This window comes from Aestuariivirga litoralis, assembly GCF_003234965.1.
Taxonomy (GTDB): Bacteria; Pseudomonadota; Alphaproteobacteria; order Rhizobiales; family Aestuariivirgaceae; genus Aestuariivirga; species Aestuariivirga litoralis.
In genome coordinates this window covers 515,966-539,183 of record NZ_QKVK01000001.1, presented here as the reverse complement: position 1 = coordinate 539,183, position 23,218 = coordinate 515,966, and the positions used below count along the sequence as shown (strand labels likewise).

Below are 23,218 nucleotides of genomic sequence, written 5' to 3'. Positions count from 1 at the left end.
ACGTTGAAAACAGTTCACTTGACGAAGTCATTTACTTCCCCTTAAAACGAAGTGGCGAAAAATGCTACTTATGGTTTGGTTCTGGAGAAGAGCTCTGGCCATAGTCGGTTCAACCATTGCTTGGAGTTTCAAAATGAACATTCTCGCGCGCTATCTGAGGGAGGAGTCCGGTGCAACGGCAATCGAATATGCCTTGCTGGCGGGGCTCATCGCGTTGGTCATCATCACGGCAGTCACCCAGCTGGGGACTCGAGTGAATGAGATCTTCGGCGACATCAAATCCGGCCTCAGCGGCATCTGATGCAGGGTGACTGAACCCGCATCTTGAGTGGTCAGTGGCTGGTGATGTCGCCATGCTCCTGTTTCCCCTTATCATGGTCCTGGCCGCAGCCAGGGACGTGATGACGAGGCGGATTCCAAACCGCCTCGTCATTCTCTCTGTGGTCGCCTTTTTCCCTCTCGCGCTGATCGCCGGCATGCCGTGGTGGCTTGTGCTTGTTCACGGCGCCACCGCAGCGTCATTGTTCGTTGCGGGCCTCGTTCTTTTCGCTCTGGGTATTCTGGGTGCCGGGGATGGGAAACTCATGGCCGCAGCCGGACTGTGGCTTGGTTTTCCGGCCTCGATTCTCTTCATCGGACTTACGGCAATCTCCGGCGCATTGCTGGCTGCTGCCATGGCGCTTTTCGTGCTTCTCGAGCTCGAAGTGTCTGCCCGGAGTAGTGCTGCCGGAGACGCTTTCCGGCAGCTTTCTCCGAAGGTTCCCTATGGCTTCGCCCTCGCGGCTGGCGCCATTCTTGCCACGCCCTTCAGCTGGATGATGCGGGCTGCAGGCGGGTAAACATAGTTAACGCAAATTTGACGAATACACCTCAAGGTAGCCAAATGTCTCCATATTGGTACCTTACGGGTTCTCCACGATGAACAGGATGCGGCTCATACTCCTCGCGGCGGCGCTGCTTGCGGCGTTGCTGGCCGCCTATCTGTCGGCCGGGTTGCTGCGGCGCGCACCGGCTCCGCAGGTCAGCCAGCCCGTTGTCATCGAGAAGACGGCCAAGACGGATGTCCTGGTCGCTGCCCGAAATCTTCTGCAGGGCGAGCAGCTCGGCAACTTCGCGGTCGAATGGCGGCCCTGGCCCCGCGACTCGATTTCACCAGACATGATCACCAAGGATGCAGCACCCGATGCGCTGGACATGATGGCCCAGGCGCGCGCCCGCCAGTCCATGGTGGCGGGTGAGCCCATCGTCGCGGCAAAGATCGTGCGTCCAGGCGACCGGGGGTTTGTCAGCGCCATTCTGCCCGAGGGCATGCGGGCAATTGCCATTCCCATCAACGAAACCACGTCGGTCAGCGGCTTCATCCTTCCCAATGACCGCGTCGACGTCCTTCTCACCCGCCAGGTGACCGGCCGCAACGGCATCAAGGTCCCCGCAACCGAGACGGTGCTGACCAATGTGAAGGTGCTCGCCATCAACCAGACGCTGCGCGCCGGCGACGACCCAAGCATACCGGGCGGCCGGACGGCAGTGCTCGAACTCGACCCGCTCCAGGCCCAGATCCTCACCAAGGTCGATGCTTCGGGCACTGTGTCGCTGCTGTTGCGATCGCTGTCCGAAGTGGGGCCCAACGGACTCCCCGACGACACACCGATGCTGTCAGACGAATTCCGCAACCCCCGCCGGGCGGCAGCCGGCACACTGATCATCCGCTACGGCTTTGAGCGCACGATCCCCGGAAAATGAGGACCTTGATGACGCGCAAGCTTTCATTCCTGCCATCCACGCTTGAGCCCATCCTGAGGCGGCACCTCGGCATGGTTGGCCTTGCCCTCACGCTGGTCATGCTCATTGGCGTCGAAACGTCACAGCAGCACGCAGCAGCGGCAGAAACGGGCAGCACCATCGATCTCAGTGCCCCGCAGGCCGCACGCTCGCTGCGGCTCGGGCTGCAGAAGAGCGCCGTGCTCAAGCTGCCGGCCGTGATCAAGGACGTCATCGTCGGTAATCCCGCGATGGTCGACGTCTACCTGAAGAACCGCAGCACGGCCTATCTCTTCGCGCGCAGCCTGGGGCAGACGAATGTCTTCTTCCTCGATGGGGCAGGGCGCCAGATCCTGCAGCTCAATCTCGAGGTGGCAATCGATGGGGTGGCGCTGAAGGCGCTTCTCGACCGGTCTCTTCCGGGCAGTGCGATCACTGTCGACAGCACGGGCAACAGTGTCGTTCTGAGGGGCACGGTTGCCGACACGCAACAGGGCAAGATGGCTGAGGACCTCGCCCGGCGCTTCATCCGAAGTTATGGTGGAAACGATCAGTCCGTGGTGAACCTGCTGAAGATCGCCGAGAGCAACCAGGTGATGCTGAAGGTGCGCGTGGTCGAGCTGAAGCGCACGCTGCTGAAGCAGCTGGGCATCAATCTTGATGGCTCAATTACGGCCGGAGCCTTTAACTTCAAGTGGATAAACGACACCTATCCGGTAAGCCGGCAACGCATCCTCGACGGCGTTGCAAATATCCCGGGCGGCCCGGTGGACATCTCCGCGACGATCCGCGCCCTCGAGGCGAGCGGCCTGGCGACGGTGCTGGCTGAGCCGACCTTGACAGCTGTCTCCGGCGCACCCGCCAGTTTTCATGCCGGTGGACAGTATCCCTATTCCGTCTGCGACGCGCCGGAACAGAACAACCCCTACTATGCCTGCACGATCGATTTCCAGAAATACGGCATCACGCTGGACTTCACACCGACGGTTCTGTCGGAAGGCCGGATTGCGCTCAGCATCTTCACCGAGGTCAGCGACCTCGCGGAAAACCCCTTCGGTGAAAAGCCGATCATCGACTTCCGGAATGCTAATACTTCGATTGAGCTTCCCTCCGGCGGCTCGATGATGCTGGCAGGCCTTATCAAGAACGTCTCGCTGCAGAAGATCAACAATACGCCGGGCCTGCGCTCACTGCCCATTCTTGGTGCGCTGTTCTCGAGCCAGAGCTTTCAGCGCAACCAGAGTGAACTCGTCGTCATCGTGACGCCCTATGTCGTCGGCCCCGCCAACCCGGATCAGACAGCCACCCCGATCGACCGCTACAACAACGCCACCGATCTGCAGCAACTGTTCCTCGGGCGCTTGAACAAGATCTATGGCCTGCCGGACGCGGCGAACGACGTGGCCGCGGGCACCTATCACGGCAGCGTCGGCCACATCGTCGAATAGAGGCAGGCAAACCAATGAAGATCAGGAACATACTTCGCCTCCGCAGCCGCATGGCCGCCACGGGCCTGCTCGCAGCCACCGCCGTCCTCTCCGCTGGGTGCTCCCCGAACCTGGCCAGCTTCGATGACGTCTACGTGCCCCAGAGCGTCGACGAGAACTTTCCCATCAAGGTGGTGGAGCGTTCGGTAAAGCTCACCGTGCCGGTGACGAACGGTGGCTTGCAAGCCGCGGAAATCGGCGAAATCTCCCGCTTTGGCCGCCAGGCGCGGGCCAGCGCTACCACGCCAGTCACAGTGTCCTATCCGGCTGGCAACAAGCTGGCAAGGCAGGTTGCAGGTCACGCGGCCGGTGTGCTCGTGAAGGAAGGCATGGCGCGGCAGGCGGTTCTCGTCACACCCTATGACGGCGGTGGGAGCAACGTGACCCTTACTTTTGCAAGAAAAGTTGCGGAAACAAAACCGTGCGGCGACTGGTCCAGCAACATGCGCGGCAGCCAGTTCAATGATTCCGGGCCGAACTTCGGCTGCGCTTTCCAGCAGAACTTCGCCGCCATGATCGCCAATCCGGAGGATTTGCAGCACCCAAGGGAAATGACCCCGGCATGGAGCGCGGCGCAGAATCCGGCGATGACCAAGTATCTCTCCGGCGAGTGGCAGGCTCCGATCAAAGACTCCACGGTCTCTTCCAACTCTTCGGGATCCAGCAACTGATGATCACAGCCATGCCTTCCCTCCAGCCCGCATCGAGGCGCATCTCGTGATGACCCGCCCTTATGAAGTCAATACGCGTGGTGGTCCGGATGGCCTTCCGGTCGCTCTGGTGCCGCGGATCAACATTCAGGCCTTCTGCGAACTGCCAAAGACGGTGGAGAGCCTCCAGGCCGCATTCACCGACCGTCGCATGGCGCGTGCCCATGCCACGGTGGTGACGGGTGGTCTCCCGGCGGCCATCCGGCTCTATCAGACGCAGTCGACGCCCAATCTCCTGATCGTCGAAACCGGTGCAGCGCGTGAGGAACTGTTGTCCAGCCTCACCGCCCTGGCGGAAGTCTGCCAGCCCGAGACCAAGGTCGTGATCATCGGTCATGTCAATGACGTGATCCTCTATCGCGAACTCATCAGCCGTGGCGTCAGCGAATACGTGGTGGCGCCAGTCTCGCCCCTGCAACTCATCGATACCATTGCATCACTCTATCGCAGCGAGAAGGCCGTTCCCATTGGCCGCGTGATTGCATTCGTCGGTGCGAAAGGTGGCGTCGGCTCAAGCACCATTTCTCATAATTGCGGGTGGGAACTATCCCGCACGCGTGATGTCGAGACCGCTATCGTCGATCTCGACCTGGCCTTCGGCACGGCCGCCCTCGACTTCAATCTCGATGCCAGCGGGGGCATCATGGAAGCCCTCGCGCAGCCCGAGCGCGTAGACACGCAGCTGCTGGATCGCCTGCTGGTGCGGCTTGGTGGAAAGCTGAGCCTGCTTGGCGGGCCAGGTGGCGTTGACAAGGATTTCGTCATTGAGGCGCATGCCGTCGAGGCTGTGCTGACATCCATGCGGGCAAGTGTGCCGCTCATCGTCGTTGATGTTCCGGCCCTGTGGGCACCCTGGGTCAGGTTCACGCTGCTCCATGCCGACCAGGTCATCATCACCGCCGAGCCGGAGCTGGCGAGCCTCCGCAACACGCGCGCGCTTGCCGACATGCTGAAACTCGCCCGGCCCAACGATCCGCCGCCCACCGTCATTCTCAACCAGGTGGGCATTCCGAAGCGTGCGGAGATTGCCGCTGCCGATTTCCGCAAGGCCATCGGCATCGACCTCGCCGGAGCAATCCCATTCGACCCGCAGAACTTCGGCGCTGCGCTGAACAACGGAAAGATGCTGCTCGAACTGGCGCCCCGCAGCAAGGCGGCTGAGGCGATCCGCGGCCTGTCGCGCAGCCTGGGGGGTGACAAGCCCGCGAAGGCGGCCCCGGCCGGCAACTCGTTCCTCAAGAAGTTCATGATGAGGGGTAAGAAGTGATGTTCGGCAAGCGCTCGGGCGACAGCCCTTCAAAGGATGTCCTTGCACCGGTCCAGCCCGGATCCTCCGAGTCTGGCGGGCAAGCAGGAAAGCAGCTGTTCTCGTCCGGGCAGGGCCAGCGCAACCCCGTGATGGACCGGAGCGCCCAGCCTGGGCTGCCTGCCGGACCTGCGGCGCCGCGGCTGGAGATCGGTCATGGGGCACGGCGTTCCGACAACTACTACGACATCAAGAGCACCATCTTCAACGCCCTGATCGATGCGATCGACCTCACCCAGCTGTCGCAGATCGACCGCGACGCGGCGCGTGATGAGATTCGTGACATCGTCAGCGAGATCATCACGCTGAAGGACGTGGTGATGTCGGTTCCCGAGCAGGAAGAATTGCTCGAGGACATCTGCAACGACGTTCTGGGCTTTGGGCCGCTCGAACCGTTGCTGGCACGCGACGACATCTCCGACATCATGGTCAATGGCTCCGGGACGACCTTCATCGAAGTTGCCGGGCGGGTGCAGAAGACTGGCGTGAGGTTCCGGGACAACACGCAACTCCTCAACATCTGCCAGCGTATCGTGAGCCAGATTGGGCGCCGCGTGGACGAGGCGAGCCCGATCTGTGACGCTCGCCTTCTGGATGGCTCACGTGTGAACGTGATCGTGCCACCCCTGGCGATCGACGGTCCCGCCCTCACCATCCGCAAGTTCAAGAAGGATCGCCTCAAGCTGCCGGACCTGGTGCGCTTCGGCTCGATTACCCGTGAAGGCGCAACTCTGCTCGAGATCATCGGGCGGGTTCGCTGCAATGTGCTCATTTCGGGTGGCACGGGCTCGGGCAAGACAACGCTCCTCAACTGCCTCACCGCCTATATCGAGAACGATGAGCGCATCATCACCTGTGAGGACGCGGCAGAACTGCAACTGCAGCAGCCGCATGTGGTGAGGCTCGAAACACGTCCGCCAAATCTGGAGGGTGAAGGCGAGATCAGCATGCGGGACCTCGTGAAGAACTGTCTTCGCATGCGCCCTGAACGGATCATCGTCGGCGAGGTGCGCGGTCCGGAGGCGTTCGACCTGCTGCAGGCGATGAACACCGGCCATGACGGGTCGATGGGAACACTGCACGCCAATTCCCCCCGCGAGGCGCTCTCGCGCATCGAGTCGATGATCACCATGGGTGGCTTTTCCCTTCCATCCAAGACGATCAAGGAAATGGTCTGCGGCTCCATCGACGTGATCGTTCAGGCGGCACGCCTGCGTGACGGGTCAAGACGTATCACCCACGTCACCGAGGTGGTCGGCATGGAGGGTGACGTGATCATCACCCAGGACCTCATGGTCTATGAAATCTCAGGTGAAGACGCCAACGGCAAGGTCATCGGACGCCACCGTGGCACGGGCATCTCGCGGCCCCATTTCTGGGATCGGGCCCGCTATTTCAACGAGGAACGGCGGCTGGCCGAGACACTCGAGCTGGCTGAAGTCCAGGGCGACGGAGGCTGATGTCGCGATGTTCGGCCTTGACCGGACGGAGTTGCTATTTCTTGTCCTGGTGGCGATTGCCGTCGGCGGGGTCATCCTTGCGCTGATTTTTCCCTATCTCGTCCCGGCAGAGGGCGAAGACCGGGTGCGGAACCTGGTGACGAACGCACGATCCGGCGAAGCCCGCCGCCGCCCCCGAACTTCACAACTCATCGACAACCAGAAGGACAAGCGTCGGGCGAAGCTTCAGGATACGCTGAAGCAGATCGACGATAGGGCGCGCCAGAAAAAGGGCGCCGTGCCGCTTCGGCTGCAGATCAGCCGTGCCGGGTATTCGATTTCGGTTGCCAGATTCTGGATGATCTCAGGCGCTGCGGGCGCAGTGCTGTATGTGCTTCCCCTGCTATTCGGCTTTCCTTGGTACATCGGTGTGCTCAGCGGCATTGTCGGAGCTTTCGGATTGCCGCGCTGGTTTCTTCTCTCCGCCGCCAAGCGACGCCAGAAGATATTCCTGGAAGATCTTGCCGATGCCGTGGATGTGATGGTTCGCGGCCTGAAGGCCGGTTTGCCGCTGTCTGACGCCATGCGGGTGATTGCAACGGAATCAGGTCCTCCCCTCGGCCCGGAGTTCATGGAGGTGGTTGAAGGCCAGCGCCTTGGTGTCACCATCGACCAGGGGCTGGAGCGCATGTTCGACCGTGTCCCCCTGCCGGAAGTGAGTTTCCTCGGGATCGTCATCAGCATTCAGTCGAAGTCCGGTGGCAATCTGTCCGAGGCTCTTGCAAACCTCTCCCGAGTGCTGCGTGAGCGCAAGAAGCTCAAGGGCAAGATCCGCGCCATGTCGCAGGAAGCAAGGTCCTCGGCCGCCATCATCGGATCCCTCCCTTTCGTCATGGTCGGTACGCTGCTGTTCATGAGCCCGGGGTTCCTCGACCCGCTGCTCTACTCTTCGACGGGGCACATGGTGCTGGCTGGCGCGGGGGTATGGATGCTGGCTGGAATCCTGATGATGCGCAGCATGATCAACTTCGACATCTGAGAGGCGCCCTGGCGATGCTCGAATCAGTCTCCGCTCTGCTGCGCCCCGAATTGCTGGTCACGCTGCTGTTTGCGCTGGCGGCCTTCGCGGCGGTGCTGAGTGTGGCTGCGCCCATGCTGCAGAACGATCCCCTGAAGGCTCGCATGCAGGCGGTGAGCGTGGAGCGGGAGAGAATGCGCCTTCAGCAGCGAGCCAAACAGGGGCAAGGCGATTCGCGCCTTCGGCAGAACACGAACTCCGGGGCTGCCGCCACGCTCGTGGACCTGCTGCGCCTTCGCAAGGTCTTCGAAGCCGAACCTTCGCGTGAGTTGCTGCGCCAGGCGGGCTTTCGGAGTGAGCGGCACCTGATCATCTATCTGGCGACGAGGGTGGTCGCTCCGCTGCTGGTGGGGTTGACGACCTTTGTCTACGTGTCGGCCTTCCTTGGCGACGTCTTTCCACCGCCGATGCGGCTTGCTGCGGCAGCCACCGGCGTCATCGTCGGCAACTACGTTCCCCTTCTCTTCGTGCGCAACTTCGTGGCGAAGCGGCAAGCCTCGATCCGCCGGGCATGGCCCGACGCGCTCGACTTGCTGCTGATCTGCGTCGAGGCCGGCATGGCGATCGAGCCCGCCATGCAGCGTGTGTCGCAGGAAATCGGCTCGATCTCGGTCCCCCTCGCGGAAGAGTTGACGCTCACCGTTGCAGAACTCTCCTACTTGCAGGACAGGCGAAAGGCGCTGGAAAATCTCGGGAAGCGTACCGGTCTGCCGCAGGTGAAGTCGGTGGTGACGAGCCTCATACAATCAGAACGCTATGGCACGCCAATGGGTGCTGCTCTCCGCGTCCTCGCGCAGGAGAACCGGGATATGCGCATGACGGAAGCTGAGCGCAAGGCCGCAGCCCTTCCTCCGCGCCTCACCGTACCGATGATGCTGTTCTTCATGCCTGTCATTTTCGTGGTCATTCTGACCCCCATCATAATGAAGGCCATGCAGTACCTCTAGCCAGATACCGGGCTCAGCCCTGGTTGCCGCCGGCGCTGATCTGCTGCCAGGTGTTGGGCTGCGACAGCATCTTCTTGAGGTAGGCCATGTTCTCCTGCACCTGTTCGGGCGGCAGGTCCTGCTGGGCGAGCTTCGTGGCCTCATCGAAGCGGCCCTGCAGGCCGACGACGAGCGCCAGGTTCTGGCGGATGCGCGGTTCGCTCTTGGATCGGGGAAGTGCGTCGGCGGCGCGCAGTTCGGTTTCCGCCTGCTTGAGATTGCCTTCCAGCGCATAGGACATTGCGAGATTGTTCATCACCGCGAGGTTCTGCGGATCGGCAGCCAGGGCCTTGGCATATTGCTCGCGGGCCTTCTGATACAAGCCTTGCTGGTCATAGGCCGTGCCCAGCGCCGACATGATGCGCCAGTCCGTGTCACCGCGTTCTGCGGCCTCGAGTATTGGAACGGCCCGGTCGGCCTTGCCCGCGGAGACCAGCTTGCGGCCATAGAGTCCGGCCACCTTGGCATTGCCTGGGGCTGACTCGTAGAGCTTCTGGTAGACGGTCAGTGCCTCATCCTTCTGCCCGACGCTCTCGAGGCCATTGGCATAGGCCAGTCCCTTGTTCACGTCCTTGGGGTTGGACTGCCACTTCTCGCCCAGTTCCGCCAGCGCATCGAGCGAGACGGGCGTGGTGGAGGCGGTGTTGAGGCTGCTGCCGGGCGTCAGCGAACTCATGGTCTTGTTGCAGCCCGTCAGCGCCACGGCTGAAGCCAGCAGGATAAGAATGGCGGCGCGGGGCCTGGCCCTCGGCATCACGAAACTCCAGTCCGGTTTGTTCGGCTACCTTGGCGCGCAACGGTCAATAATTGATTAACCATGAGAGCAATAGGCGTTAAGGGAGGCCAAACCCGGAGTTCGCAATGACCGATCCAGCAAACATTCTTCTGAGCCCCAGCGCACGCGGAGTTCCCGTCACAGTCATTGCGGCCGCGGAGTGGGAAAAGATGCGCCATGGACTGGCGGATGATCTGCGCGGATGGGCAGGAACAAACGGTTTCAAGGCGCAGCCAGGACGCGTTCTGCCGGTTCCCGGAAAGAAGGGTGACCTGGCACAGGTGCTGGTGGGCGCTGATACCAGTGACCCCTTCGCTCTTGGAAAGCTGTGTCGCAGCCTGCCGGCGGGCGCTTACACGGTGGGCGGAGCACTGGAGCGTCCTGACCTGTTTGCGCTGGGCTGGTGCCTCGAATCATATGGCTTCGAGCGGTATGGAAAGCGCGCGGCTTCGGCCGCACAGCTGGTCTGTCCGAAGGGGGTGGATCGCCTGGCCGTGTTGCGGGCAGCGCGGGCGAGCTTCATGGTTCGCGATCTCGTCAACACCCCCGCCTCCGACATGGGGCCGGACGAGTTGGAGCAGGCGGCCCGCGCCGTCGCCCGCGCCGGCAAGGCGAAGCTCACGGTGACCACCGGCAAGGCTCTCGAAAAGGGCTTTCCGATGATCCATGCGGTGGGCAAGGCCAGCCCGCGCGTGCCACGGCTGATCGACTTCAGCTGGGGACCGGCGCGGGCTCCGAAGGTCACGCTGGTCGGCAAGGGCGTGTGCTTCGACACGGGCGGCCTCGACATCAAGCCGGCGTCTGGCATGGCGCTGATGAAGAAGGACATGGGCGGGGCTGCCAATGTGCTGGGCCTGGCGCAGATGATCATGGCGGCCAACCTCAAGGTCAGGCTGAGGGTGCTCATTCCCGCCGTGGAGAATTCCATCGCCGGCAATGCGTTCCGTCCGGGTGACGTACTGAAGAGCCGCAAGGGCATCACCGTGGAGATCGGCAATACCGACGCCGAGGGCCGGCTCGTTCTCGGAGATGCATTGGCGCTCGCTGACGCGGAGCAGCCCGACCTTCTCATCGACATGGCGACGCTGACAGGGGCGGCCCGTGTTGCCCTGGGGCCGGACCTGCCGCCCTTCTTCACCGATGACGAGAACCTGGCCGATGCCATCGCGCGCGCCGGCCGCGATGTGAATGACCCGGTCTGGCGCCTGCCATTCTGGCAGCCATACACGCGGCTGTTCGAGTCTTCCGTCGCTGACATGAACAACGCCGGCGACTCGGGCTTTGCTGGGTCGATTACCGCTGCCCTGTTCCTCAAGCGCTTCGTGGAAAAGGCCAGGGCCTATGTTCACTTCGATGTCTTCGCCTGGACGCCGGTGGCGCGTCCCGGGCGTCCCAAGGGGGGCGAGGCCCAGGCCATGCGGGCGCTGTTCGAGGTGATCCGCCAGCGCGCCACATAGCGGTTGCCAGAACGACGGTTTCCCGCCAGACTGTAACGGACCCGAAACAACCACAGCGGTTGCTAGAAGGCTGTTCATGTCCGTTGCGTTGTCCACCGCCCAGTCCCTCACCCTCTGGCATGATGTTGCCCTTGCCATGGTGCGGGACGACGAGCCTGATCTGTCGGTCCGCCAGGTCTGCATCCTCCTCACCATCTATCTGGAGGCGCCGCCGCACACGGTGCGTGACCTGGCAAGGAAACTGGGCGTCACCAAGCCTGTCATTACCCGCGCGCTGGACACCATGGGCAAGCTCGAACTCGTCAGCCGCCGGCGGGACGAGAAGGATCGCCGCAACGTTCTGGTCCAGCGCACGGTGAAGGGCGCGCTCTATCTCGAACGCCTGGCGGACACGATTGGCAATCACGCGAAAAGCCTCTAGGGAGCGGGCATGAGCACGCTCGACCCCAGACTTCACGCCTTTCGACAAGATCTCGCCGACGCAGCCCTCGCGGGCCAGGTTCAGGCCGAGCGCTTCGTCGCGCCGCGGCTGATGCAGGTGATCGAACCCGTCGTCACCGTGCACAAGGCGCCGCGCTTCGACGCGATGCAACTCACCCAGGCGCTGTTCGGCGAAGAGGTGAAGGTCTTCCTCGAGGAGGAGGGCTGGGCCTGGGTGCAGCTGGTGAAGGATGGTTATGTCGGCTATGTGAACGGCAATGCCCTCTCACCCCATGTGGTGACGCCCACACACCGTATTGCCGTGCCCTCCACCTTCATGTACCCGGAGCCCAACCTCAAGGCTGTGCCCGCCATTCCGCTCACCCTCAATGCGCAGGTGACGGTGACGGCGGAAAGCGGTGTTTACTCTCAGCTGTCCAACGGCCGCTTCATCTTCACGGCGCATGCGAAGCCCGTGCATGATGCCGAGACCGACTTTGTGGCCGTGGCCGAGATGTTCCGGCACGTTCCCTATTACTGGGGCGGCAAGTCGGTGCAGGGGCTCGACTGTTCCGGCCTCGTGCAACTGTCGCTCGAGGCCTGCGGCAGAGCTGCGCTGCGCGACAGCGACATGCAGGAGCAGACGCTGGGCGAGCGCCTGCTGGTCAATGACCTCGACGGACTGAAGCGTGGCGACCTCGTGTTCTGGAACGGCCACGTCGGCATCATGGTCGATGATCGCACGCTCCTGCACGCCAATGGCCATCACATGATGGTAGTGGCCGAACCTCTGGAGGATGCGGTTGACCGGATCGCCGCGCGCTACGGCCAGGTGACGAGCGTGCGGCGCATGGCGTTCTGACGGCGCCGGTTCAGTATCCCCGCGCGCGGTCCACGAGATTGTCGAGCCTCTCACCCCGCCGGTGCCGGCGGATGTTTTCCGCCACATAGGCGCAGATCGTCTCAGGGTCGCTGTCGGCCGCGCAATGCGGGGTCACCGTCACGCGCGGGTGCGTCCACAAGGGGCTCTCGGGCGGCAACGGCTCGGGCACGAAAACGTCAAGGGTGGCGGCATGCAATTCGCCCGCATCGAGGGCGGCCAGGATATCGTCCGCCACCTGTTGCCGGCCGCGCCCGGCATTGATGATGATCGGTGCACCGAAGGGCCCCTTGCGGGAAAGTTTGCGGATGGTGGCGCGGTTGATGATGCCGTCAGTCTCCGGCGTCGCCGGCAGCAGGGACACGAGCACGTCGGTGCGCGCGAGGAAGGCATCGAATTCCGCCTCGCCGGCGAAGCTTTCCACTCCCGGAATCTCCTTGCGGCCACGGCTCCAGCCGGCCACCCGGAAGCCGAGGTCGCGCAGCCTGAGCGCAGAGTCGGTTCCCATCACGCCCATTCCCATGATCCCGACACTCAGGTCCTTTGCGGCATGGGTAGGGAAGGAGTCCCAGACCTTCTTCTTCTGATTTTCATCGATGCGGCGCTGCTGGCGGTGGTGCATCAGCACATGCAGCACGATGTACTCGGTCATGCGACCCGTGAGGTCCGGGTCGTTGACTCGCACGATCGGGATATTGTCGGGAAGCGTCGGATCCTTGAGGATCGCATCGACACCTGCACCGAGCGACATGATGACCTTGAGGTTCGGCAGGCTCTTCACCACGCCGGGCGGCGGCAGCCAGGCGGCGCAATATTCGATATCGTCAACATTGCCCATGCCGTCGGGCCAGACGCGCACGTCGAGGTCGGGAGCCACCTTCTTCATGGCGGCGGTCCACACATCCACGGGCCATGTCGGCAAGACGAAGAGGAATGCCATTATTGGTTCACCACACCTTCCGGCGCGGCCTTGAGGTTGAGGGCGGCCGCGATCAGCGCTCTTGTATAGTCGGTCTTGGGATTTGAGAAGACCTCGGCGGTTGGGCCGGCCTCCACGGTGACGCCATTGCGCATCACGATCACCTCGTTCGCCAGCGCCCGCACAACCTTCAGGTCATGGCTGATGAACAGGTAGGCCAGGCCATGCTTGTGCTGCAGTTCACGCAGCAGGTCGACGATCTGCGCCTGCACCGACATGTCGAGGGCCGAGGTCGGCTCATCGAGCATGATGAACTTCGGTTCGAGCGCCAGGGCGCGCGCAATGGCGATGCGCTGGCGTTGACCGCCCGAGAATTCATGCGGATAGCGGTCCATGGTGGAGGGATCGAGTCCTACTTCCGTCAGGGCACGCGCCACGATTTCACGCCGCTGGTCATAGCCGAGGTTGCGGCCCTGCACGGTGAGGCCTTCCTCGACGATCTGCTGGATCGACAGTCGCGGCGACAGCGAACCGAAGGGATCCTGGAAGACGATCTGCATCTCCTTGCGCAGCGGGCGCATCATCGCGGTGTTGTAGCCGTCAATGTTCCGGCCCATGTAGACGATCGGCCCTTCGGAGCGGATGAGGCGCAGCAGCGCAAGGCCCAGTGTCGTCTTGCCGGAGCCCGATTCACCCACCACGCCGAGTGTCTGCCCGCTGCGCACAGTGGCGTCGACTCCGTCCACGGCCTTGATATGCCCTACCGTCTTGCGGAAGAAGCCGCGCTTGATGGGGAACCACACCTTGAGGCCCCTGGTCTCCAGCACCGTGGGTGCCGACGGGTCGCTTGGCGGAGGCGCGCCCTTGGGCTCCGCCGTCAGCAGCATCCTGGTATAGGCGTGCTGCGGATTGGCGAAGACTTCCTTGGCGTCGCCGCTCTCCACTGCCTTGCCGCGTTGCATGACGACGACCTTGTCGGCCATCCTGCGCACGATGCCGAGGTCATGGGTGATGAGCAGCATGGCCATGCCGAACTCGGCCTGCAGGTCCTTCAGCAGCTTCAGGATCTGCGCCTGCACGGTCACGTCGAGGGCTGTCGTCGGCTCGTCGGCGATCAGCAGGTCCGGGTTGTTGGCGAGCGCCATGGCGATCATCACGCGCTGGCGCTGCCCGCCCGACAACTGGTGCGGATAGTCGAGGAGGCGCGTTTCCGGGTCGCGGATGCCCACCTTGCCGAGCAGGTCCACGATGCGGGTGCGGGCTGCATCTCCCTTGATGTTCTGGTGCACCTCGAGGATTTCGCCAATCTGCCGCTCCACCGTGTGCAGCGGGTTGAGCGAGGTCATCGGCTCCTGGAACACCATGGTGATGTCATTGCCGCGCACGCGGCGGAGGTCGCGCTCGTCGGCGTCCAGCAGCTCCTCGCCCATGAAGCGCACGGAACCTGAAGGATGCGAGGCCGAAGGGTAGGGCAGCAGCTTGAGGATCGACAGCGCTGAAACGGACTTGCCCGAGCCGGACTCGCCCACCAGCGCCAGCGTTTCGCCCTTGGCGATGTCGAAGGACAGCCTGTCGACGGCCAGCGTGGTCCTGCCACCTTGCGAAAAGGCGACCGAAAGATCCTTCACGGCGAGGAGTTTGTCACTCATGCGAAGGTCTTCCGCGGATCGAGTGAATCACGCACCGCCTCGCCGATGAAGACGAGCAGCGACAGCATGATGGAGACGACGAGGAAGCCGGTGATGGCCAGCCACGGGGCCTGCAGGTTGTTCTTGCCCTGGGCGATCAGCTCGCCCAGCGACGGCGAACCGGGCGGAAGGCCGAAGCCGAGGAAGTCGAGCGAGGTCAGCACCGTCACCGAGCCTGCCACGATGAAGGGCATGAAGGTGATGGTGGAGACCACCGCATTGGGCAGCAGGTGCTTGAACATGATCCTGGCATCCGAAAGGCCCAGGGCGCGCGCCGCCCGCACATATTCGAAATTGCGGGCCCGCAGGAACTCGGCGCGGACGAGGCCGACGATCGAGGTCCATGAGAACAGGATCTGGATGAACAGCAGGATCCAGAAGGTTGGCGTGATGAAAGCCGCCAGGATGATCAGCAGATAGAGCGACGGCATCGAGGTCCAGATCTCGATGAAGCGCTGGAAGAGGAGGTCCGTCCAGCCACCGAAATAGCCCTGCACCGCGCCCGCCGCCATGCCGATGAGGGACGAGATCACGGTGAGGATGAGGCCGAAGGCCACCGAGATGCGGAAGCCATAGATGAGGCGCGCCACCACGTCGCGCCCCTGGTCGTCGGTGCCCAGCCAGTTGAGGTTGCCAAAGACGCAGTTGGGGTCGTTCACCCCTTGCGGGTACTTGGCACAGGCCTGTTCGCGCGTGAGCTCGAAGGCCGGCGGCGAGGGGGCCGGCCTGGGAAGTTCATTGTTGACCGTGTTGTAGGAATAGCGGATCGGCGGCCAGACCATCCAGCCATTGGCCTCGATCTCTTCCTGGTTCACCGGATCGCGGAAATCGGTGCGGGCGAGGAAGCCGCCGAACTTCGCTTCCGGATAATCCACGAAAGTCGGATAGAGCCATTCACCCTTGTAGGAGACGAGGATGGGCCGGTCATTGGCGATGAAGGGTGCGAAGATCGAGATCAGGAACAGCACCATGAACAGCCAGAAGGACACGAAGCCGCGGCGGTTCTGGCGGAACAGTTGCCAGCGGCGCTTGTTGAGGGGGCTGATGCGCATCGCCATGGCTCAGACGTCCCGCTTCTCGAAATCGATGCGCGGATCGATCCAGGTATAGGTGAGGTCCGAGATCAGCTGCACCAGCAGGCCCGACAGCGTGAAGATGTAGAGGCTGGCGAAGACGATCGGGTAATCGCGGTTCACCGTGGCGGTGAAGAACAGGTAGCCCAGCCCGTCGAGCGAAAAGATGGTTTCGATCAGCAGCGAACTTGCGAAGAAGGCGCCGATGAAGGCGCCGGGGAAACCGGCGATCACCAGCAGCATGGCGTTGCGGAATACATGGCCATAGAGAACCTGCGATTCCGTCAGCCCCTTGGCGCGCGCCGTGGTGACATATTGCTTGCGGATCTCGTCGAGGAAGGAGTTCTTGGTCAGCATCGTCATGGTGGCGAAGCTGCCGATGGCCATGGCGAAGAGAGGGAGCGCGAGATGCCAGGCATAGTCGCCGATCTTGCCGAGGAAGCTCAGCTGCTCGAAATTGTCCGAGGTCAGCCCGCGCAAGGGGAACCAGCTGTAATAGCTGCCGCCGGCAAAGAACACGATCAGCATGATGGCGAAGATGAAACTCGGGATCGCGTAGCCGATGATGATGACGCCCGAGGTCCATACATCGAAGGGCGAGCCGTCCTTCACCGCCTTGCGGATGCCGAGGGGGATCGATACGAGATACTGGATCAGTGTCAGCCACAGGCCCAGCGAGATCGACACCGGCATCTTCTCGAGGATCAGGCTGATCACCGAACGGTCGCGGAAATAGCTCTGGCCGAAGTTGAAGGTGAGGTAGTCCTTCATCATCAGCAGGAAGCGCTCGGGTGCGGGCTTGTCGAAGCCGAACTGCTTTTCCAGGCTCTTGATGAATTCGGGGTCCAGCCCCTGGGCGCCGCGATACTTGACGTTCACGGCGTCCGCACCAGGCGTCATCTGCGCCTGGTTGCCGCCTGCCTCGTTTCCGGTGTTGCCGCTGATGCGCCCGGTGGAATCGGAGTCATTGCCCTGCATCTTGGCGATCACCTGCTCGACCGGGCCGCCCGGCACGAACTGGATGACCGCGAAGGTCATCAGCATGATCCCGACCAGCGTCGGGATCATCAGCAGGATGCGTTTGAGGATATAGGCGCCCATGGAGCGGGATCAGTTTCCGTTGGCGATTCGCTTGGCCTTGGCCTCGTCATACCACCAGGTGTCAAGGATGCCACGGTCGTATTTGGGCTTGGTTTCGGGCCTGCCGAAGCGGTCCCAATAGGCCAGCCAATAGGTGCCCTTGTACCAGTTGGGCACCCAGAACTGCTCCGCCCGCAGCACGCGGTCCAGCGCCTGGCCGGCCGTGTTCAGCTCATCGCGGGAGGGGGCCTCCACCACCTTGTCGAGCAGCGCGTCGATGGCCGGAGAGGCGAGGCCCGAGAGATTGTAGGAACCGGGCGAATTGGCGGATTCCGACCCGAAGAACACGCGCAGTTCGTCGCCCGGCGTCTGGCTGGTCACGAAGCGGCTTCCCACCACGTCATAGTCGTAGTCCTTGAGGCGCTTCAGGTACTGCGCATCATCCACCGTGCGGATGGTGGCATTGATGCCGATGAGGCGGAGGTTCTTCACATAGGGGCCGAGAACGCGCTCGAACACCGGGCTCTCGATCAGGAATTCGACATCCAGCGTCTGTCCGGCCGCATTGCGCCGCAGCGTGCCGTCGGTCTTCCAGCCCGCCGCGTCGAGCAGTGATGAGGCCTTGCGCAGCAGCGCGCGGTCCTGGCCTGACCCGTTGCTGACCGGCGCCAGCACGGCCGGGCCGAACACCTCCGGGCGCAGCGCAGACTTGAGCGGGTCGAGCAATGCAAGCTCGCCGGGCTTCGGCGCACCGTCTGCCTGCAGCGGCGAGCGCTGGAAGAAGCTCTGCGTCCTGTCGTAGACGCCATAGAACAGGTTCTTGTTGGTCCATTCGAAATCGAAGGCGAGGTTGATCGCCTCGCGAACGCGGATGTCCTGGAACTGCGCCCGGCGCAGGTTGAAGAACCAGCCCTGCGCGCCCGACGGCGTGTCGTCCGGCATTTCCTGCTTCAGGACGCGCCCGTCCTTCACCGCGGCGAAGTCATAGCCGGTTGCCCAGTCCTTCGAGGTGAACTCCTCGCGCACGTCGACCGCGCCGGCCTTCAGCGCCTCGAAACCCGCGATGCGCTCGCGGAAATAGTCGTAGCGCACCTCGTCGAAGTTATAGCGCCCCTTGTTCACCGGCAGGTCGCTCGCCCAGTAATCGTCGCGCCGTCCGTAGGTGACGTATTCGCCGGGCTTGAAGGACTTGATCAGATAGGGGCCGGAGCCGAGCGGCGGCTCGAGTGTCGATTTCGAAAAATCCACCTTCGCGTAATAGGCCCTGGACAGGATCGGCAGGCCGGCCACGGCCTGCGGCAGGTCGCGCGTGCGCTCGCCCTTGAAGCGATAGCGGACCTTGTGCGGATCGATCACGTCACAGGCCTCGACATCGCGGATGGTGATGCGGATGCGCTCATGTCCCTTGGTCGAGATCAGCCGGAAGCTGTCGCAGACATCCTCTGCGGTCAGCGCCGAACCGTCGGAGAATTTCGCCTCCGGACGCAGGTTGAAGGTCACGCTCTTGCGGTCTTGCGCGATGTCGGCGTCGCTGGCGACCAGCCCGTACATTGCGTCGGGCTCGTCCATGGCGCGCACCATCAGGCTGTCGAACAGCAGGTCGAGCCCCTGTGCGGCATCACCCTTCAGGATATAGGCGTTGAAGCTGTCGAAGGTGTCCATCGCCGCGGTGCCGATGGTGGCGATCCTGCCGCCCTTCGGCGCCGCCGGGTTCACGTAGTCGAAATGCTTGAAGTCCGGGGGATATTTCAGGTCGCCGAAGGTGGAAATGCCATGGCGGGCTTCCGCCTGCGCCGCCACCGCGCCGAGGCACAGGGCAATCGCCGCCGCAGCAAGGCGCATCACTTCGAGGCCACCGTCTTGGCCTTCTCCTCGTCCCACCACCAGGTGGTGGGGAAGCCGGTGGAGAGTTCGGGCAGCTTGTCCGGGCGGCCGAAGCGGTCCCAGCGCGCGGTGCGGGCATAGTCGATGAACCACATCGGAATCACGTAGTGGTTCCACACCAGCGCCCGGTCGAGCGCCTTGCTGGCCGTCACGAGGCTCTCGCGGTCGGGCGCGAAGATGAGGGTTTCGATGAGCTTGTCGATGGCGGGGTTCGAAATGCCGACGAGGTTGCGGCTGCCATTGCGGCTCGCCGCGTCGCTGCCCCAGAACTCGCGCTGCTCGTTGCCCGGAGACAGGGACTGTCCCCAGTTGCCCACCACCACGTCATAGTCGAAGGTCTGGGTGCGGCGTTCATATTGCGCGCTGTCCACCGTCTTGATCGTAACGCCGATACCCAGCAATTCCAGCTGTTGCTGGTAGGGCAGCGCAATACGCTCGAACAGCGGCGAGTCGAGCAGGAATTCGATGGTCAGCTGCTCACCCTTGGCGTTCTTCAGCACGTTCCGTCCGCCATCCTGGGTGATGGTCCAGCCCGCGTCGGAAAGCAGCTTCGCTGCCTGCCGCAGGTTCTTGCGCCGGTTCTGCGGCGTGTCGTTCACCGGGTTGGCATATTCGGTGGTGAAGACCTCGGCCGGAAGCTGGTCCTTCAGCGGGTTCAGCAGCGCAAGCTCGGCCTCGGAGGGAAGCCCCTTTGCCTCCATTTCCGAATTGTTGAAGTAACTGCGCGAGCGCGTGTACTGGCCGTAGAACAGGTTCTGGTTCGCCCATTCGAAATCGAAGGCCAGGTTCAGCGCCTGGCGAACCCGCGCATCCTGGAACTTGTTGCGCCTGAGGTTCAGCGCCCAGCCCTGCATGCCTTCCACCTGCTTCAGCCTGATCTTCTCGAGCACCACCTTGCCGGACTTCACCGCCGGGAAATCATAGCCCGTGGCCCACAGCTTGGAGGAGCTCTCGGTGCGCCAGTCATACTGGTCGCCCTTGAAGGCCTCGAAGGCCACATTGGCATCGCGGAAATAGATGTATTCGATGGTGTCGAAATTGTTCTGGCCGATGTTCACGGCCAGGTCCTTGCCCCAGTAGTCGGCAACCCGCTTCATGCGGATCGACGTGCCGAGCTTCACCTCGTCCGCCACATAGGCGCCGGAGCCGAGCGGCACCTCGAAGCTCGTCTCCTGGATGTTGCGCTGCTTGCCCTTGTCGTCCTTGCCGGTCCACCACGCCCTGGAGAGCACGGGCAGCTGGCCGGTGATCAGCGGCAGCTCCCGGTTGCCGGTCTGGTTGAAGGTGAAGGTCACCTCATGATCGCCGGTCTGCTCGGCCTTGGAGATGTTCTTGTAATAGGCGTTGTAGAACGGGTTGGCATCGCGCAGCGCCTGCATCGACCAGATCACGTCATCCGGCGTCACCGGCGAACCGTCGTGGAAGCGCGCCTCGGGCCGCAGGCGATAGACCACCATGGAGCGGTCCTCCGGGTGCCACACGCCGCTCGCCACGAGGCCATATTCGGTCGAAGGCTCGTCGAGGGAGGAGGTGAGCAGAGCGTCGTTCTGCACGGCGGGGCCGGCCTCGCCCTTGTAGGTATATGGGTTCAGGTTGTCGAAGGACCCGACGAGACCGAAGCGAACGCGCCCGCCCTTCGGTGCGGCGGGGTTCACATAGTCGAAATGCTGGAAGCCGGCGGGGTACTTGATGTCGTTGAACAGCGTCAGCGCATGGCGGAAGTCGCGATCCTCCGCGTGGGCCGTCTGGATGCCGACGAGCCTGGCGGCGGGCGCCAGCGCTGCGAGCTTCATCAGGGTGCGGCGGCTGATGGTCATGGGGCGAAAACTCCAGGCGGCGTCTCGGGGTTCGAGGGTTCGGTCAAGATAAGCAAGCCGCGCCCCAAAAGAAAACACCGGCAAGCAGCTTGCCGGTGTTAAATTTCGGTGAGATTTGCGGCCTTTACGGGGCGGGGAAGGGCACCGGGCTGTCTGACAGCGTCTGCAGGTAGGCCAGCAGGTTGGCGCGGTCGGCATCCTTCTTGATGCCGCCAAAGGCCATCTTGGTACCCGGAATGGCCGCCTTCGGATTGGTGATGAACTCGTTCAGCGCCTCATAGGTCCAGGGCTTGTCCTTGAGTGCTGCCATGGCGTCCGAATAGGCAAAGCCCTCGTGCGAACCATGCATGCGGCCGACCACGCCCCACAGGTTGGGGCCGACCTTGTTGGGACCGCCCTTCGAGCCGTCATGGCAGGCAGCGCAGGCCTTGAACACGGTCTGGCCCTTGGCGGCATCGGCCGAGGCCAGCATGGCGCCCAGCGATTCGGCAGGTGCGGCGGGTGTTGCGGCGGCGGCCTCGCCGCTGCCGGCGGCTTCCGCCACTTCGATGGCAAAGCCCTGCTTCTCCGGCTCCGGCGCGTGATAGATGATCTTGCTCAACTCGTTCAGGCCGAAAACCACCAGTGCCGTGCCCAGCACCGCGCCTGCGATCTTGTTGAATTCAAAGCTGTCCATGAAGGTAGAAACCCCTTGAGCCGTCGTCGGGCGCGGAAACTAGTGCTTTCTCCGCCCCGCCGCAATAGTGTATGGGGGGTTTGCACCATTTTGCCGCGCCTCTGGCTAACTCCATGATCGATAACCGAAATACCATTGTCCTCATCCCCGCCCGGATGGCCTCCACGAGGCTTCCCGGAAAGCCGCTCGCCGACATCAACGGGCTTCCCATGATCGTCCAGTGCTGGAAGCGCGCGGTGGAGGCGAACATTGGCCAGGTGCTGGTCGCCGCCGCCGAGGTGGAGATTGCCGACGCGGTGCGCGCCCAGGGCGGCGACGCCATCGTCACCGACCCGGCCCTGCCCTCAGGCTCGGACCGCATTGCCGAGGCGCTGGCGCTGCGCGACCCGCAGGGCCGTTTCGAGCATGTGGTCAACCTGCAGGGCGACCTGCCGACAATCGATTCCCTGTCGATCCAGCGCTGCCTTGCCGGCCTCACCAACGAGGCCGCCGACATTTCCACCATCGCGGCGAAGATCGAGCGCGACGAGGATGTGGCCAACCCCAACATCGTCAAGGCCATCGCCCCCCTGAGCGAGGAGCGCGAGGTGGCCTTCGCGCGGGATTTCCTGCGCAAGGTGGGGCCCGAGCACCAGCCGCCGTTCTGGCACCATATCGGCGTCTATGCCTACAAGCGGCCGGTGCTCGAGCGTTTCGTGTCGCTCCCCGTCAGCGCGCGCGAGGCGGAGCGCAAGCTCGAGCAGATGCGCGCCATGGACAATGGCATGCGCATCGTGGTGGTGCGGGTTGACACGGTGCCGCTCGGCGTCGATACGCCAGCCGAACTTGAAACCGCCCGCCGCATGCTGAGGAAAGCCTGATGCCCCTGAAGATCGCCTACCAGGGCGAACCCGGTGCCAATTCGCACATTGCCTGCATCGAAGCCTACCCGACCTATGAACCCCTGGCCTGCGGCACCTTCGAGGATGCCTTCCAGGCCGTGGCCGATGGCGAGGCGGCGCTTGCCATGATCCCCATCGACAACTCGGTGGCGGGCCGCGTTGCCGACATCCATCACCTCCTGCCGCGCTCCAACCTCTACATCATCGGCGAGCACTTCCTGCCCGTGCATCACCAGTTGATGATCGTGCCGGGCGCTGACCGTTCCAGGATCAAGATCGTGCGCAGCCATGTCCATGCGCTGGGCCAGTGCCGCAAGGTGATCCGCGAACTCGGCATCAAGCCCGTCGTCGCCGCCGACACCGCAGGTGCGGCGCGCGAGCTTTCGGAATCGCGAGAGCCGACGCAGGCGGCCATCGCCTCGAAGCTCGCCGCCGAGATCTATGGCCTCGAGGTGATCCGCGAGAACATCGAGGACGAGAGCCACAACACCACGCGCTTCGTCGTGCTTTCGGCCACGCCGCAGGATGCCGAGCCCGAGGACATTCCCGTCATCACCACCTTCGTCTTCCGTGTGCGGAACGTTCCCGCGGCCCTCTACAAGGCCATGGGCGGATTCGCGACGAACGGGGTCAACATGACCAAGCTCGAATCCTACCAGATCGAGGGTCAGTTCTCGGCCACCCAGTTCTATGCCGACATCGAGGGCCACCCGTCGGAGCGCAACGTGCGCCTCGCCATGGAGGAGCTTGAATTCTTCACCAGCTATCTGCGCGTGCTCGGCATCTACAAGGCCTCGCCGCACCGCGCCGAAATCGCCAAGCGGTTCGAGAAGGTCTGAGCAGGGCCCGCGTCTTCATCACGCCAGACTTCACGCATCCTCGCCGGGCTTGTCCCGGCGAT

General features: G+C 63.2%; 22 protein-coding genes. 14 read left to right on the top strand and 8 right to left on the bottom strand.

Going from position 1 to position 23,218, the window contains the following annotated elements:
• Positions 1–133: 133 nt before the first annotated feature.
• From DK847_RS02635 to DK847_RS02595, 9 genes are all read left to right on the top strand, one after another.
• Positions 134–301 (top strand): Flp family type IVb pilin, encoded by a 168-nt coding sequence (locus DK847_RS02635; protein ID WP_111196047.1) that lies wholly within the window; start codon positions 134–136, stop codon positions 299–301.
• Positions 302–353: 52 nt separating this feature from the next.
• Positions 354–839, top strand: coding sequence for an A24 family peptidase (locus tag DK847_RS02630; protein WP_111196046.1), 486 nt, complete (start codon positions 354–356; stop codon positions 837–839).
• An 88-nt stretch (positions 840–927) separates the two neighbouring features.
• Entirely contained in the window at positions 928–1,743 is an 816-nt protein-coding gene (gene cpaB, locus DK847_RS02625) for a Flp pilus assembly protein CpaB (protein WP_161957113.1), read from the top strand.
• A gap of 8 nt (positions 1,744–1,751) precedes the next feature.
• Entirely contained in the window at positions 1,752–3,209 is a 1,458-nt protein-coding gene (locus DK847_RS02620; RefSeq protein WP_161957112.1) for a type II and III secretion system protein family protein, read from the top strand.
• A gap of 14 nt (positions 3,210–3,223) precedes the next feature.
• A complete protein-coding gene (locus DK847_RS02615) occupies positions 3,224–3,919 on the top strand; it encodes a CpaD family pilus assembly protein (RefSeq protein WP_111196043.1) in 696 nt (231 codons plus the stop codon).
• Between the two features lie 49 nt (positions 3,920–3,968).
• A complete protein-coding gene (locus tag DK847_RS02610) occupies positions 3,969–5,225 on the top strand; it encodes a CpaE/TadZ family protein (protein WP_111196042.1) in 1,257 nt (418 codons plus the stop codon).
• On the top strand, positions 5,225–6,724 hold the full coding sequence (locus DK847_RS02605; RefSeq protein WP_245414498.1) for a TadA family conjugal transfer-associated ATPase: 1,500 nt from the start codon (positions 5,225–5,227) through the stop codon (positions 6,722–6,724). The genes DK847_RS02610 and DK847_RS02605 overlap by 1 nt, the downstream gene beginning before the upstream one ends.
• A gap of 7 nt (positions 6,725–6,731) precedes the next feature.
• Complete coding sequence (locus DK847_RS02600; RefSeq protein WP_111196041.1) at positions 6,732–7,742, top strand: type II secretion system F family protein; 1,011 nt, start codon at positions 6,732–6,734, stop codon at positions 7,740–7,742.
• A gap of 14 nt (positions 7,743–7,756) precedes the next feature.
• Complete coding sequence (locus DK847_RS02595) at positions 7,757–8,728, top strand: type II secretion system F family protein (protein WP_111196040.1); 972 nt, start codon at positions 7,757–7,759, stop codon at positions 8,726–8,728.
• Positions 8,729–8,741: 13 nt separating this feature from the next.
• On the opposite strand, the gene DK847_RS02590 is transcribed toward DK847_RS02595, so the two are convergent.
• On the bottom strand, positions 8,742–9,521 hold the full coding sequence (locus DK847_RS02590; protein WP_111196039.1) for a tetratricopeptide repeat protein: 780 nt from the start codon (positions 9,519–9,521) through the stop codon (positions 8,742–8,744).
• Positions 9,522–9,628: 107 nt separating this feature from the next.
• On the opposite strand from DK847_RS02590, the gene DK847_RS02585 reads away from it, so the two are divergent.
• From DK847_RS02585 to DK847_RS02575, 3 genes are all read left to right on the top strand, one after another.
• The gene (locus DK847_RS02585) at positions 9,629–10,999 is read left to right on the top strand and encodes a leucyl aminopeptidase family protein (RefSeq protein ID WP_111196038.1); all 1,371 of its coding nucleotides are present in this window, start codon (positions 9,629–9,631) and stop codon (positions 10,997–10,999) included.
• 76 nt (positions 11,000–11,075) lie between these two features.
• Positions 11,076–11,420 (top strand): MarR family transcriptional regulator, encoded by a 345-nt coding sequence (locus DK847_RS02580; protein WP_111196037.1) that lies wholly within the window; start codon positions 11,076–11,078, stop codon positions 11,418–11,420.
• A 9-nt stretch (positions 11,421–11,429) separates the two neighbouring features.
• On the top strand, positions 11,430–12,281 hold the full coding sequence (locus tag DK847_RS02575; RefSeq protein WP_111196036.1) for a C40 family peptidase: 852 nt from the start codon (positions 11,430–11,432) through the stop codon (positions 12,279–12,281).
• 10 nt (positions 12,282–12,291) lie between these two features.
• On the opposite strand, the gene DK847_RS02570 is transcribed toward DK847_RS02575, so the two are convergent.
• From DK847_RS02570 to DK847_RS02540, 7 genes are all read right to left on the bottom strand, one after another.
• Positions 12,292–13,185 (bottom strand): 2-hydroxyacid dehydrogenase, encoded by an 894-nt coding sequence (locus DK847_RS02570; RefSeq protein WP_161957111.1) that lies wholly within the window; start codon positions 13,183–13,185, stop codon positions 12,292–12,294.
• A gap of 53 nt (positions 13,186–13,238) precedes the next feature.
• Entirely contained in the window at positions 13,239–14,867 is a 1,629-nt protein-coding gene (locus DK847_RS02565) for an ABC transporter ATP-binding protein (protein WP_111196034.1), read from the bottom strand.
• The gene (locus DK847_RS02560; protein WP_111196033.1) at positions 14,864–15,964 is read right to left on the bottom strand and encodes an ABC transporter permease; all 1,101 of its coding nucleotides are present in this window, start codon (positions 15,962–15,964) and stop codon (positions 14,864–14,866) included. The genes DK847_RS02565 and DK847_RS02560 overlap by 4 nt, the downstream gene beginning before the upstream one ends.
• A gap of 3 nt (positions 15,965–15,967) precedes the next feature.
• Entirely contained in the window at positions 15,968–17,080 is a 1,113-nt protein-coding gene (locus DK847_RS02555; protein ID WP_111196032.1) for a microcin C ABC transporter permease YejB, read from the bottom strand.
• Positions 17,081–17,089: 9 nt separating this feature from the next.
• Positions 17,090–18,901, bottom strand: a complete 1,812-nt coding sequence (locus DK847_RS02550; RefSeq protein ID WP_111196031.1) for an extracellular solute-binding protein — start codon at positions 18,899–18,901, stop codon at positions 17,090–17,092.
• Positions 18,901–20,760 (bottom strand): extracellular solute-binding protein, encoded by a 1,860-nt coding sequence (locus tag DK847_RS02545; protein ID WP_111196030.1) that lies wholly within the window; start codon positions 20,758–20,760, stop codon positions 18,901–18,903. The genes DK847_RS02550 and DK847_RS02545 overlap by 1 nt, the downstream gene beginning before the upstream one ends.
• A 124-nt stretch (positions 20,761–20,884) precedes the next feature.
• Positions 20,885–21,436: a c-type cytochrome gene (locus DK847_RS02540; protein WP_111196029.1), complete on the bottom strand. Its 552-nt coding sequence runs from the start codon at positions 21,434–21,436 to the stop codon at positions 20,885–20,887.
• A gap of 113 nt (positions 21,437–21,549) precedes the next feature.
• On the opposite strand from DK847_RS02540, the gene DK847_RS02535 reads away from it, so the two are divergent.
• Together DK847_RS02535 and DK847_RS02530 are read left to right on the top strand one after the other, a co-directional pair.
• Entirely contained in the window at positions 21,550–22,296 is a 747-nt protein-coding gene (locus DK847_RS02535; protein WP_111196028.1) for a 3-deoxy-manno-octulosonate cytidylyltransferase, read from the top strand.
• The gene (locus DK847_RS02530; RefSeq protein ID WP_111196027.1) at positions 22,296–23,156 is read left to right on the top strand and encodes a prephenate dehydratase; all 861 of its coding nucleotides are present in this window, start codon (positions 22,296–22,298) and stop codon (positions 23,154–23,156) included. The genes DK847_RS02535 and DK847_RS02530 overlap by 1 nt, the downstream gene beginning before the upstream one ends.
• Positions 23,157–23,218: the final 62 nt, after the last annotated feature.

Bases quoted from the DNA above. Each gene is read 5' to 3' on its own strand.
- DK847_RS02635 (WP_111196047.1), top strand. From the start codon at position 134: ATGAACATTCTCGCGCGCTATCTGAGGGAGGAGTCCGGTGCAACGGCA.
- DK847_RS02630 (WP_111196046.1), top strand. From the start codon at position 354: ATGCTCCTGTTTCCCCTTATCATGGTCCTGGCCGCAGCCAGGGACGTG.
- cpaB (WP_161957113.1), top strand. From the start codon at position 928: ATGCGGCTCATACTCCTCGCGGCGGCGCTGCTTGCGGCGTTGCTGGCC.
- DK847_RS02620 (WP_161957112.1), top strand. From the start codon at position 1,752: ATGACGCGCAAGCTTTCATTCCTGCCATCCACGCTTGAGCCCATCCTG.
- DK847_RS02615 (WP_111196043.1), top strand. From the start codon at position 3,224: ATGAAGATCAGGAACATACTTCGCCTCCGCAGCCGCATGGCCGCCACG.
- DK847_RS02610 (WP_111196042.1), top strand. From the start codon at position 3,969: ATGACCCGCCCTTATGAAGTCAATACGCGTGGTGGTCCGGATGGCCTT.
- DK847_RS02605 (WP_245414498.1), top strand. From the start codon at position 5,225: ATGTTCGGCAAGCGCTCGGGCGACAGCCCTTCAAAGGATGTCCTTGCA.
- DK847_RS02600 (WP_111196041.1), top strand. From the start codon at position 6,732: ATGTTCGGCCTTGACCGGACGGAGTTGCTATTTCTTGTCCTGGTGGCG.
- DK847_RS02595 (WP_111196040.1), top strand. From the start codon at position 7,757: ATGCTCGAATCAGTCTCCGCTCTGCTGCGCCCCGAATTGCTGGTCACG.
- DK847_RS02590 (WP_111196039.1), bottom strand. From the start codon at position 9,521: ATGCCGAGGGCCAGGCCCCGCGCCGCCATTCTTATCCTGCTGGCTTCA.
- DK847_RS02585 (WP_111196038.1), top strand. From the start codon at position 9,629: ATGACCGATCCAGCAAACATTCTTCTGAGCCCCAGCGCACGCGGAGTT.
- DK847_RS02580 (WP_111196037.1), top strand. From the start codon at position 11,076: ATGTCCGTTGCGTTGTCCACCGCCCAGTCCCTCACCCTCTGGCATGAT.
- DK847_RS02575 (WP_111196036.1), top strand. From the start codon at position 11,430: ATGAGCACGCTCGACCCCAGACTTCACGCCTTTCGACAAGATCTCGCC.
- DK847_RS02570 (WP_161957111.1), bottom strand. From the start codon at position 13,185: ATGAAGAAGGTGGCTCCCGACCTCGACGTGCGCGTCTGGCCCGACGGC.
- DK847_RS02565 (WP_111196034.1), bottom strand. From the start codon at position 14,867: ATGAGTGACAAACTCCTCGCCGTGAAGGATCTTTCGGTCGCCTTTTCG.
- DK847_RS02560 (WP_111196033.1), bottom strand. From the start codon at position 15,964: ATGGCGATGCGCATCAGCCCCCTCAACAAGCGCCGCTGGCAACTGTTC.
- DK847_RS02555 (WP_111196032.1), bottom strand. From the start codon at position 17,080: ATGGGCGCCTATATCCTCAAACGCATCCTGCTGATGATCCCGACGCTG.
- DK847_RS02550 (WP_111196031.1), bottom strand. From the start codon at position 18,901: ATGCGCCTTGCTGCGGCGGCGATTGCCCTGTGCCTCGGCGCGGTGGCG.
- DK847_RS02545 (WP_111196030.1), bottom strand. From the start codon at position 20,760: ATGACCATCAGCCGCCGCACCCTGATGAAGCTCGCAGCGCTGGCGCCC.
- DK847_RS02540 (WP_111196029.1), bottom strand. From the start codon at position 21,436: ATGGACAGCTTTGAATTCAACAAGATCGCAGGCGCGGTGCTGGGCACG.
- DK847_RS02535 (WP_111196028.1), top strand. From the start codon at position 21,550: ATGATCGATAACCGAAATACCATTGTCCTCATCCCCGCCCGGATGGCC.
- DK847_RS02530 (WP_111196027.1), top strand. From the start codon at position 22,296: ATGCCCCTGAAGATCGCCTACCAGGGCGAACCCGGTGCCAATTCGCAC.